This window comes from Microbacterium sp. K24 (genome assembly GCF_004794465.1).
Taxonomy (GTDB): Bacteria; Actinomycetota; Actinomycetes; order Actinomycetales; family Microbacteriaceae; genus Microbacterium.
In genome coordinates, this window is the sequence record NZ_SSDJ01000075.1 from 1 (window position 1) to 12,412 (window position 12,412).

Annotated in this window: 7 protein-coding genes; 1 reads left to right on the forward strand and 6 read right to left on the reverse strand. The window is 64.6% G+C overall.

All coding sequences use genetic code 11. The annotated features are described in order from the left end of the window. Window positions 1–317: 317 nt before the first annotated feature. The 6 genes from DW306_RS05580 to DW306_RS05605 all read right to left on the reverse strand — a co-directional run bounded on the left by DW306_RS05580 (window position 318) and on the right by DW306_RS05605 (window position 11,082). Window positions 318–1,418 carry a serine hydrolase domain-containing protein gene (locus DW306_RS05580; protein ID WP_136054629.1) on the reverse strand — a complete coding sequence of 367 codons (1,101 nt, stop codon included), beginning with the start codon at window positions 1,416–1,418 and terminating at the stop codon, window positions 318–320. 52 nt (window positions 1,419–1,470) lie between these two features. Next, on the reverse strand, window positions 1,471–1,794 hold the full coding sequence (locus DW306_RS05585) for a hypothetical protein (protein ID WP_136054630.1): 324 nt from the start codon (window positions 1,792–1,794) through the stop codon (window positions 1,471–1,473). Between the two features lie 378 nt (window positions 1,795–2,172). Beyond that, the gene (locus DW306_RS05590) at window positions 2,173–2,682 is read right to left on the reverse strand and encodes a hypothetical protein (RefSeq protein WP_136054631.1); all 510 of its coding nucleotides are present in this window, start codon (window positions 2,680–2,682) and stop codon (window positions 2,173–2,175) included. 40 nt (window positions 2,683–2,722) lie between these two features. Further along, window positions 2,723–9,589 carry a PA14 domain-containing protein gene (locus DW306_RS05595; protein WP_136054632.1) on the reverse strand — a complete coding sequence of 2,289 codons (6,867 nt, stop codon included), beginning with the start codon at window positions 9,587–9,589 and terminating at the stop codon, window positions 2,723–2,725. A gap of 1,011 nt (window positions 9,590–10,600) precedes the next feature. Then, the gene (locus DW306_RS05600) at window positions 10,601–10,804 is read right to left on the reverse strand and encodes a hypothetical protein (protein ID WP_136054633.1); all 204 of its coding nucleotides are present in this window, start codon (window positions 10,802–10,804) and stop codon (window positions 10,601–10,603) included. Between the two features lie 71 nt (window positions 10,805–10,875). Further along, window positions 10,876–11,082 (reverse strand): acyl-CoA dehydrogenase family protein, encoded by a 207-nt coding sequence (locus DW306_RS05605; protein WP_136054634.1) that lies wholly within the window; start codon window positions 11,080–11,082, stop codon window positions 10,876–10,878. A 29-nt stretch (window positions 11,083–11,111) separates the two neighbouring features. Here DW306_RS05605 and DW306_RS05610 point away from each other — a divergent pair, with 29 nt between their 5' ends. Beyond that, window positions 11,112–12,329, forward strand: a complete 1,218-nt coding sequence (locus tag DW306_RS05610) for a Fic family protein (protein WP_240747084.1) — start codon at window positions 11,112–11,114, stop codon at window positions 12,327–12,329. Window positions 12,330–12,412 lie beyond the last annotated feature (83 nt).

Below are 12,412 nucleotides of genomic sequence, written 5' to 3' on the forward strand. Positions count from 1 at the left end.
GACCGCCTCGACCAGACCAGGGAGCTTCGACATGCCCCCAGTTTACCCGCGATCCATCCGACATTCGAAAGTCTGTTCGAAGTATATTGGTCATTCTGGAGCTTGCGAAGGCTTCGGGTAGCGAGGCGAAACGTAGCATCCGTTCCGCATCGAAGGTCCGCATTCGCCCCACACCGAGCGCGGACAGTGACCCCGCAGGTCGACCGTGATCATCGCTCTCGGCGGCCATCCCCCGCACACATGCCGATCCCGGCATCCGACCGACATGCGCCGAGCATCCCCACTGCACATCGCCCGCGACGACACCCCTACCCCTGCTATTGGATATCCCCCAACAGCCCCATCATCTCCTCCCCCATCTCGACCTGGGCGAGCATGATCGTGAACGAGCCGTCGGGGTCGACGAAGAAGTCGGTTCCGAGGCCTCCGGACCAGCCGTAGCGTCCGGCGTGCTCGCCCTCGGTCACGACCGCGACGCCGAAGCCCCATCCCGTGCCGTTCCAGAATCCCGGAAAGAAGCTGTCTTCTGCCTTCGCCGCGGTGGGTACCTGATCGGTGCGCAGCAAATCGAGCAGGCCCGCCTCGACGACGACCTTCCCGTCGTGGATTCCGCCGGCCGCCAGCATCCGTGCAAATGCCGCATAGTCGGATGCCGTCGACACGAGCTCCGCGTGGCTGAGATCGAACGGTGCCGGCGCGACGGAGAAGCCGCCGGCGGCGGGCTCGATCTCGACCAGCACGCCGTTCTCGTCGTGGCGATACCCGGCAGGGAGCCGATGCGCCTGATCGATGGGCACCGTGTAGCCGGTGTCGACCATGCCGAGCGGCTCGAACAGATCGGTCCGCAGGTGCTCCTCGAGGGAGCCGCCGACCAGGCGGGAGAGGAGGATGCCGAGGATGCTGAACGAGTGGTGGTAGCGCCATCCGGTGCCCGGCTGGAAGGCGAGCGGCAGGGTGGCGAGCGCGTCGAGCCAGTCCTGCGCGCCGAGGGCGACGGGTTCCTGCCCGGCCTGCGTCTGGTTGGCGATCATCGCATCCTGCAGGGGACTCGGCGCCGTCATCATGCCGTAGCCCGACATGTTGGTCAGCAGATGCCGCACCGTGATGGGGGTCTTCGCGGGCTCGACGTCATCGAGCGGAGATGTCGGCGTTCGCAGCACCTGGCGGTCGGCGAGCTCGGGCAGCCATCGCTCCACCGGGTCGTCGAGACCCAGACGTCCGTCTTGCACGAGCCGCAGCGCTGCGACCGTCAGGACCGGCTTGGTCATGGACTGGATGCGCACGATCGCATCCGCGCTCAGGTCTCCGGCCGTGACGACGTCGACCCGCCCGTCAGGGGCGCCGGTGACGCCGATGATCCCCGGGGCGGTGCCGCGCGAGACATGGTCTTCGAGGATCGAGAGGAGCGCGTGGGTCATGCTCTCGATTCAAGCGCGGGGGACGGACACTGTCCATGGGGGCCCGTCGGCGTCACGAGTGCTGGCCGCTGTCAGGCGTTGCTCGCGCAAGCGGATGCTCGTCGACAAACAGGTGCCCCTGTGGATCATCCGCGACAGCCACTCGAACGATGCAGAGGATCGCACCCGCGAAGGTGACCATGCCCGGCTCCGTCTCGATCGACTCCAGGATCAGCGCTCCTGTCGCGGCCTCGTCGGCGATTTCGAATCCCTTCGCGTTAGGGACCACCAGTAAGGCACGCTGCTCTTTGGCTTTCAGCGACGCGCACCACGCTTTCGAGAACCACACAGGTCTGCTCGCCCGAGCCGGCACCGGTCTCTGGTCGTACATGACCATGGCGTCGTTCCGCTCCACGACTCCCTGCAGGAAGAAGTCGCCGCCGACGAGCTCGGCGGCCGACAGGTCGAAGCACGGGTCATCGATCTGATCGAAGGCAACGTGCGTCCTACGCGGGCGATCCCTTCACATCTGGTGCGATCGCCGAAACATCTGAAAGAGGTTCCGCGACTCCAAGTTGGTGGCGACGGGCAGCAGAACTTGCTGCGGCATCGAGATATATGCCACTAACCCAGTTAAGTGCGACAAAGAGGGAACCCGACGGGCCGCAGTTTACCCGCCGATACTCGTCGAAACGAATACCTGAATGAGCATGACGCGTAATACCCCCATGCGTGTCGACCACGCGGTGTTGCCTCCCACAGGCAGATGAGGAGGTTAGTAGACGGTCATATAGACGAATAGGACGGCTCCGCCCGCGAAGGTTACGAGGCCGAAAGCAAGGATGACGATACTGGACACGATAATTGATTGTTTTGGCAAGGATTGCTGCCCGATACGATCGACGCGAGCGCGCTTATGCAAATAATTGCGAATTTGCAATATACCCACGATGCAGCCGACCGCACCTAATACCAACATTAGGGCAGTAACGATCGTTGACCATGCACCCATTCGAAGAATGACAGCGACGATTACGGAATCAATTTGAAGCTGATCGGCCCGCTCAGGCAACACAAACCCCAGGCCCAAGAGTAGGACGCCGACTGCGATCTGCACCGCCCCGAGGGCGATGACATACAGTTGGATCGTGGCTTTCGACCCACGGACAACTCCAGCTTCGATCATGTTGGAGGACATGCGATATCGCATGATGATCGAGCCGACCCCTGTTGCTATCGCGAACAACCCAAGTAATCCGAATATCACCGCGATGATTATAGGCATGATTCCGTCCTCAAACTGCGTACCGATGTCTCCGGCAACACTAAAATGCATCTCGAGAAGTCATGAGCCAAACCCCCCCGAAAGCCGCTGAAGCGCCGTTCGACACAAACGGGATCGCCATCGCTGTTGACCCAATAATCCCGGCAGTGTATAGCCAACCTGCCCAACATTTTCCGTCCCAATCATTGCCTATGCAGTCGGTGACGTTCGATGCTAAAGCAAAGGGCAGCGCTGCAACGCCGAGCCCTTTCGACACAACAGCGGCACCGGCGCAAACATGCGCCCCGTAAATGCAGGCGCCGGCCGCAATCGTGCCGAGGGCATTGAGAACGACAGCGGTGATGCCAAACCCTAGCGACAAGCCGTTCCAAATGTCCTTATCAGAGATGGTATCGGTTTCCAGCATCGGAACAGAAGCCGTCGAACGCGAGCGCACGATTTTCGCGGACTGAGCGCGTGAATTGACGGGCGTGATTCTTTTGTTAACTACGCTCACCACAGATTTTGGCATCGGGGTCCTGGAGAATTTCTTTCCGGACCATTTTTCGCCGCTGAGGTCGTGTCCGTTGATTGGGTCAGTCGGCCAAGCATAGTCGTTCGCCCCGCCGCCCTCAATCGGATCCACCTGCAGGAACCGTCCGAGCGCGGGCACATACAACCGTGCGCCCATCTCGACCACCAGCGCAGAGCCCGCAGATTCCGCCGGCTTCAACGCCCCTTGATGCCACAACGTGTTCCCCGCGACCTGCCCCATGTCATCCGTCGCCGCGGTCCCGATCGCGAACGTGACCGGATCCACCGGCTGCCCAAACGGATCCCACAGCATCAGCCGCCCGGTCGTCGTCCCCGTCCGTGTGATGAGGGCGTGCCCATTGAGGTTCGGGAACGACCACGTCACCGTCGACGCCTGCTTCGTCCACGACACCCCACCCGGCAACCCGATGCTGCGTGTCAGGTCGGAGCCGACCTTCTGCCCCCACGCCGCATCCCCACCCGCCGCGTACAGGTACTTCGTCGTCACCGCGGGCGCAGAACCCGCCGGATCCATCGTGCGCGACACGATCCGCCCCGTCGCGTCCCGCGCAATTGCCACCGTCGTGCCATCGTCGTACGTCGTCCCCACGTGCCGGTTCGCCGCGTCATAGGAGAACTGCATGTCCCCGAGACGCTTGGTGTTCCCGCGCACGTCGTACGTGATCTCGGATGCTGCAAGACCATCCGCGACCGTCGTCGCTCCCGGGACCGCACCGGTCACCGTCGACGAGAGCAACCGGTCCGCCCAGTCATAGCAGTACGACGTCGACGTCGTCACCGCGGCTTGCCCCGGCGCCGTCCACACGTCCGTCAGACCGGTCCGGTTCCCCGACATGCCCGCCGCCGTGTTCGGACCACACCCACCCGACGCGCCAAATGCATACGTGAACTGATGCCCCGGAATCGCCGCCGACACCAACCGGCCCGCCGTGTCATACCCATACGTCGATGTGTGGGTCGTCGAACCCGTTCCCGTGGCCTGCTTCACCACACGACCCGACTGCGACCGCACCACGTTATCCGACACGATCTGCCCGGCGACGATCCACTCCTGCGCCACCACCCGCTGCGCCTGATCACGACCAATGCTGTTCAGAGCAGAACCATCCGGGTACACGATCTTCAACAACCGTTGCAACGCGTCATACGTCACGTTCGCCATCTGCTGACCATCGACCGTGACGATCGTCACCTTGCCATCCGCGTCATACGAGTACGCCGTGACGGACGCCGTCCCGCCCGCGGGCGTGGTCGAGATCTGTGTCACGCGGCCAGACGCCGGGTCGTACGACGGCGTCGTGACCGTGCCCCACACATCCGTGTAGCTCACGGTGCGGCCGAGCAGGTCTGTCGCCGTCGTGATCGTCGAGTTGTTCGGTGATCCGGCGACAGCGACGCCGGTGGTCGCGACCGTGTACCCGCCACCGACAGCCCGCGCCGTCTGCGTCGTCGTGCTCGAGATCGTCGGGACCCCGGTCGGACCGACAACACTCGACGAGACAGTGCGACCGCGGCTGTCGAAGCCGATGCACGACCAGGCCGTGTCACCGGTCGTCTTCGTGCCGACCGTGCGACCCCACGCGTCATACGCGTACTCCGTCGTGATCGCTCCACCCGAAGCCGGAGTCGGCCCAGTGACAGACTTCGTCATACCGAACTGCCGCGTCCCCGCAGGAATGCCGCACACGGCCGGCGCGGTCTCAAGATCGCCGTAGTACGTGCTCGTGGTCTTCGCGGTCGCCGGAGCACCGGCCGCTCCACCTGCTGGGAGCGTGCGCGTGAGTCGTCGCAGCCACCCGGCAGCACCCGGCTGCTCGAACGACGTGGCCGTCGTCAGCGCGAGACCGTCGGGATCAACGGTCGACGCCGTCGCCTGACCCAGCCACGGATGCTGATACGTCACGGATGCCGTCGTCGACGGGGCCGCCGCATCGGGCATCGTCGTCGAGTCATCTGTCGTCGTCCGCGTCACCAGACCGTAGTCCGGACGCAGCGCCGTCCCCGGCACCACCGAAGCCGTCGTGCCCGACGACGGAGTGCGCCACTTGAGCTGCAACGACGCACCACTCGCATCATCGCGATACTCCACACGGATACGGCGCGTCTCGCCCGCCGCGACCGTGATCGGTGTTCCGACCCGCTCCAGTGCACCGGTCTCCCACTTGTCGGCCACGAGCGTGTCACCCACCCACACCCGAGCGCCATCGTCGCTGTTCGTGACGAACGTGTACTGACCCGCGGCCGGGAACGTCACCAGACCCGTCAAACGGAGCGACCAGTTGTCGACCGCGATACCAGCACCGGGCGACACCGCACCCCAGTTCCGGTCGACCGATCCGCCCGCACCGCCAATGCCGAAGTCGATCAACGCCGGCTTACCGCTCAACGTGGGGTTCGCGTAGTACGTCGCCTGGAGCCCCTGCATCCCGCCGTCATACGTCGTCGACGTGTGAGCCGGAAGGATGCCGCAGCCGCTCGCTCCGACCGGATTCGCCACAGGCCATCCGCTCGCCTGGAAGCACGCCGCCGGCGCCGGGCCGAACGAATCCGTCGCACGATCCGTCGCCGGATCGTAGATCGTCGTCGACTTCAGACCTGTCGAGCTCGTCGATGAGAGCACCAGGTCCTTCGTCGCATGCCACTGCTGCGCGGCCGTGACACCGAGCGGGCTCGCCGACGACGTCTGCCGCCAGACCGCGTCGTACGCGACCGTGCTGGTCGAGTTCGCGACGCCCTGCGTCGACACCGTCGAGGTGCGGCCTACGAGGTCGTAGCCGTAGTTCTTCTGCATCCGCGGCGCCGTACCGCCGTCCGCAGAGGGCAGCGTGACCGCGGACACACGGTCGGACGCGTAGGTGATCTCTGTCGTCGTGGCTGCGGTCCCCACAGCCGTGTTCGTCGCGAGCAGGTAGTCGCTCGCCGCCGAATCCTGAACCGACTTCAGCACCCCGCTGGCGTCGTACTGGAACACCGTGCGCTCGGCACCCGGATCTTCGATGATCCACAGCTGCCCGTTCGCGTAGTAGAGGTTCGTCGTCGGCGCCGCACCACCGTCGAGCGTCGGATACGTGATCTGGCACAGCTGTCCAGTCCGTGGGGCTTCATTGCTCGGTGGCAGCGTCGGGCAGGCGGTCTGCGCTGCGTTCTGATAGACGAACGAAACCTTACGGAGGTAGTTCGAGCCGTCCTTCGACAGCGGATCGACGATCTCCTTGACCGTGCCGTCGGAGTTGTAGACCATCACGGGTGCCGCAGGCTTCTGGCCATCAGCAGGTGACGTCGCCGACTCGACCGTGCCGTTGGCGGCGAACTGCGTCACCGTGCCGTCTTCGTCGGTCATGACGACGCGGCCGACACCGTCAATCGACACGACGCCGTACTCGCCCGCAGGAGGAGTGAAGCCGCCGTTCGACGTGCGGGCGTAGGTGTGCGTGCCGCCGGCCATGTCGGTGAGCACCACGGCCTGCGCCTCGATCGACGCCTTCGCCCAGCTCGACGCCGCCCCCGCGATGGGGGTGGATGTGGTCCAGCCTTCGTGCAGGGTCGTGCGCTGCGTGTTGAACCACGACGCGGGCACGATCACCGGCCCCGCACTGTCGGCGAGATCGTCCGCCCAGAGTTCGACATGGGCGTTCGCGGTCGCCTCGTAGTAGTCGAGCTGGATCGGCACCTGCGCGGTCGTCAGGTTCTGTGCACCCGACCACTCCACCTCGGTCGTGCCGCCGGTCCACTTGTCGAGCGCTGTGGCACCGTTGAGCCGCAGGCGCACACCGTCGTCGTGACGCACACCGAGCTTCCACTGGCTCGACGCATGCGGCATCCGGATGAATCCGTTCCACTGCGCCATGTAGTGGTCCGCGGCGAGCGCCGGCCCGGGACTGCCCGCTGCCCAGTCGAAGGACAGCGCAGCATCCGTCCGCACCATCAGCGGCGTCTTGCCCGTGAACGTGTAGCCCGCGGGCGTGGTCGGGATGTTGCCGAGCGTGTCGCGACCGTCGTAGTACGACCCGACCAAACCTCGCAGCGCGTTGGCGCCCTGCGAGTTGTAAGCGAAGGCCATGCCGATAGGCCCGCCGAGCGTGCTCACCAGAGGTGAGGAGAACGAGAGGTTCGCGTTTCCGTTCGCGAGGTTCACGGTGACCGGGCCCGTCGAATCGAACGGCGAGGGCCCGGACGAGCCGAGGCGCATGTCGACCTTGATCCGTTTCACCCACGCCGGTGTGACGTTCTTGCCGACCCCGTCGGTGGGTTGCACGACCCACGAGTAGATGTTGCCGTCGCGGAGAGTTCCTTCTGGCACCGTCCAGCGGACCTTGCCGTCGCTACCGGCCGAGATCAGGCCGGAAGTGAAGACCGCACCGGACTTGCCGTCCGCGCCCGTCGCGATCTTGAACTCGTACTTCACCTCGGCGCCGACGGGGAAGTTGTCGGGGTCGGTGACAGCGTCCACGACGAGCGTGGGGGTCAGTGTAACGATCGTCTCGGGCAGGCCGGTCGCGTTACCTGGTGTCGCCGTCGCGACCGGCGGCGTCGGCGGGACAAACTGTGTCGTCAGCGTGCGCACAGCGGTCGTGATCTGCGTGCTCTGCCCCAGCCACGTGTCATGTGCGTCCTTCGTCTTCGCACGCCAGTAGTAGGTCGTGCCAGGAAGGAGCTTGCCCTCCGGGACAGTCACCGTCTTGGGCTCGACCCAACCGCTCGACCACACCGGACTGGACATGTCGGCGTTCGCCGACACCTCGAACATCTGCGCCTGCGCCGGCGAGTGCGGCGAGGAGTTCGTCGTCGACACCGACAGCGTCGGCGTCAGAGACTGCCCAGTGACACCGTTCGCGGGAGCTGTCTGCGTGACCGTCGGATAATCCCAGTACTCGATGTACATCGCCGTGGCGATCTTCTTATAGGTGTAGTCCGAGCTCTCCCACCCTTGGATATGCACGGGGATCGCGGCATAGTTCAATCCGAAATAGTTAACGATGAAACGCCCGATCCCCTCACCGGATGTGTAGTTGGCGCCCCCGTCGAGGGAGAAGTCGGCCAGCCAGTCCCCGCGGCAGTTGTAGCAGTCGCCCGTGCCCTTATTCACGGCCGCACCGTAGCCGATGGTCGTTCCCTGACCCGCGTACACCGCGTACAGCTGCGCGTTCCCGAGGAACTTCTTGTATGCCGGGGTCACATCGAACCACGTATACGTGCGCCAGAAGACGTTCTGGTTGTTCTGCCGGGTGTTGCCGATGTGGGACTGGTCCATGTAGACCGCGCCGTCGGACTTGAACGAGCGCTGATGCGGAGGACCCCATTGGAACGTCGGGTCGACGGACACGGGATAGACGCGCTCGGAAGCCTTCAGCCATTCGCTGTCGACCTCGATCGAGTACTCCCACGCACCATCCGCGGCTTGCACCAGGCCGACCGTCGGGTTGATGAGCGCTGGTTCGCGCATACCCTCCTCACCGGAGGAGTCCCACACGACCGGGGTGGGAACGTGCATGACCACGGCACCCTCCGCGTTGTGCAGTTCCAAGACATCGTGGTCGGCGAGCACCGGCGTCAGATCACCGACGTCGATGCTCCAGGTCCACTTCGCCGCAGACTTCGGAGCCTTCGCGAGGACGAGAGTCTCCTTCACCCCGCCCGGCTCGACCTGATACTCCAGATCGATCCCCGCCCGCACGTCTTCGAAGCGCAGCAAGTCGGTGGTCTCGCCATCCGTCGAGTCCGCCTCAGCACGGCTGTCAGCGCTGCCGTCGAGCGAGAACGACACCTCATGCCCGTCCGACTCCAGCGAAACCGCCGTATCAGAGTCCGCACGGTCGGAGAACGACGGCGAGAGCGGGTGGTCCTCGGCGGTCCAGCGAGACCCGTCCTTCGTCACCTCAGTGGAGATCTCCTCCCAATCGCCGGCCTCATCGAGGAAGTTCAGCGGCTCGGTCGATTCCTTGCGGATCGTCGAACCTTCCTCAGTCTCGACCGTCGTCGAATAGGTGTCCTGCGCGACGACCTCGCCCTCTTCTGCGCGTTCGGCGATCGCAGCGCCGTCGTTGTCGGTCTTCTGGAATACCGTCGCTTGCCGAGCTGGAGTCGTCACCGGTGCGACGGGGTCCGCTGTCGGGACGACGAACTCACCCTCGGGCATGTCCGGCGCGGGCTCCTCGGCCGGAGCCTCAGGCTCGCCACCCAGACGCTCGACGTCTTCTTCAGACAGCCCGCCGTTATCGGGGATGTCACGATTCTCGATCGGGGCGGATGCCGGAGCACCGGCGCTCACCCCCTGCACGATCATCGCGTCGGCGACCGCCGCGGAATCAGGAGCGATCACGATGAGCGCAGCAACAAGGAGCGAGGCGACAACGCCTCGAGGACGACCGACCACAGGCGGACCCTTCGAAGGATGAGCTGCGGAGGGTGTTACTGCCGCATAGCAAAGAAATAGCGGATACCGAGGTACCGCCGCTATGGGCAGTCGATAACGAGTTCATCCCTACACAGTTGGCAGGAGAACTGTGAAAGGTCGTGACGCCCTGCCGACTAGACCAGGTCGCTCAACCGGCGAACTTTGTACGGCGGCAGTCATCTCGTCTGGGAGACTCGACGAACTTCCCCTCGATTGCAGGCCTGACCAGTAGCCGCGAGCGATGCCGGTTGAGCCCAGGAGTGCATCAGGCATCGGGCGGTGCCGCGCGAGACATGGTCTTCGAGGATCGAGACGAGCGCGTGGGTCATGCCCTCGATTCAAGCGCGAGGGACGGACACTGTCCATGGCGCCGTCAGAGCGATGCCTTTCCCAAGCCACTCCGGCTACGCGAGCCCGATGCCGATGAGTAGGACAAGATCCGCGACTGCGTAGGTGACCGCGTACTCGACGATGACTCGCCGACGCTCTGCGGGAAGGTTGGGCGGCCCCGTTTCTGTCGTCCACGCACCTGTTGTCAGATCTTGAGGACTGGTCGCTTCGCGGTTCACGAATGAATCTGCAGCGTTTCTCACGCGGACGCGGCCGAATATCAGCCGGCCTACAGCGACCGATGCCAGAGCAAGACCGAGCCCGATGATCAGTGCCCCCGGCGCAGACCAACCCGTAGCCGGAATGCAGCGTTCTATCCAGTCGAATAGCGAATTTCCGATGGGAAACAGAGCCGCGATACCGGCAAGACCCGGGACCCAAAGAGGCGTCGCGTTCGCAAGACCGCTCCGGAAGCCACCAGCTTCCCTATAGACGGCCCGCATCAGCATCACCAACCAGGAACTCAACACGATCGACGCGAGTCCGAACCCGAGGGCCGAGATATACGAGAACCCCGCCGCAAAGCAGCTTGAATCCATTTGCGGCATCACCGGTCGTCGAACATGACGGAGCAACGCGAATCGACGAGGCTCTCGACCTTCATCCTCGACGCGATCCCGTCTCCGCACCGGCCCACATGCGGACTCCGATGAGAACGAGTCCTGCGGCAACGCTCGCCGCACCCAACGCCAACATGGCGAGACCGCCGACCGATGCCGACACGGCCGAACCCCAGATCGTCAGCACCACTCCGATGGCGAGGAGCGCCCAGACGTATAGGCGGAGAGCGGTCGAGTTATTCACGAGCGCGAGTCTAGCGAGCACACCGCGTGACTCATCGACCTCCCCGACCCGAGAGCCCATCAGCGCACCCTCTACCGCTTCCCCGCGATCTGCCGTCCGACGATCTCGCGCATGATCTCGTCGGCGCCGCCGTAGGTGCGGTGCACATGGCGTCGAAGGAAGGCGCACGCGATCGGCGATCCTGTTATGTGCCCGCAACCACCGTGCAGGTGGACGCCGGGAGAGCGTCTGCGTGAAAGCCGAGCAACGATTCCACTACTCGTCTTTACATTAAGCAAACCTTAGTAACGCATGCGATAATCAGCTTATGAGCGTCTCGATCGACCGCAAGGGCGCCGCAGAGGCGTGGCCCGCGCACGCGGTCGAGATCCTCCCCTGGCGACAGCAGGCCAGAGGCGGCACTCGCGCGGACCGCATGATGTCGTCCGTCGAAGCGACGATCCCGCCGATGATCGCGCATCTCGACTACACGCCTCCGCCCTCCGTAGCTGTAGCCACCGAGCAGGCGATTCTTGCCATCGCGCAGGCCGACACCGACGCTGATGGCCACTCGGCCGCACTGAGCCGATTCATGATCCGCTCGGAGTCGGTCGCCTCTTCGAAGATCGAGCGCATCACCGCGACCTCGGTCGACTACGCCAAAGCACTGGCGGGCAACCGTTCGAACGCCTCTGCGACGAGCATGGTCGCGGCGAGCACCGCCTTGCACGGGCTCGTCACCAGCGTCGATGAGGAGCGATTCGATCTCGACCGTGTGCTCGCCGCACATCGCGCGCTGATGAAGGATGATCCGCTGGAAGCTGCCTACGCAGGCCGTCTGCGCGATATGCAGAACTGGATCGGCGGCAGCGACCACTCGCCACGCGACGCGCTCCACGTGCCTCCGGCTCCCGAACGAGTCGCCGCACTGATGGGCGACCTCATCGCATTCCTCAACCGCGATGACATCCCTGTGATGGTGCAAGCGGCGATCGGACATGCGCAGTTCGAGTCGATCCATGCGTTCACCGACGGCAACGGACGTATCGGGCGAGCGCTCGTATCGGCCGTCCTGCGGCGCCGCGGAGTGACCCGGAACACCGTCATTCCCCTCGCGAGCGGGCTGCTTGCTCGACGGGAGGACTACTTCGCCACCCTCGGAGAATATCGACGCGGCCGGCCGGACGCGGTGATCGAGCTGTTCGCGCGCTCCGCACGAGCAGCCGCCCTGTGTTCTCGCGAGACGATCGCGCGCATCACCTCGATGCCCGCCGAATGGAAGGCAGAACTGCGTCCGCGCGCCGGATCGGCCGTCGCCGCGCTCATCCCGGCGTTCTACGACCACCCGGTGATGGCAGCATCCGAGATCGAGCAGCGTTCGGGCTCATCCGAGCAGCAGACCTACAAGGCGGTGAACCAGCTCACCGAAGCAGGATTCATCCAGGAGATCACCGGACGCAAACGCGACCGAGTGTGGGTGGCTTCCGAACTGCTGGCCGAGCTCGACGACCTCGATCGTCGCATCCAGTCATCGATGGCCGACTAACACAGAGAAACGCACGCCCAGAACCTCCCGGACATGCGTTCCCTGGAATCAGTGCACTCCCTACCGCTTCCCCGCGATCTGCC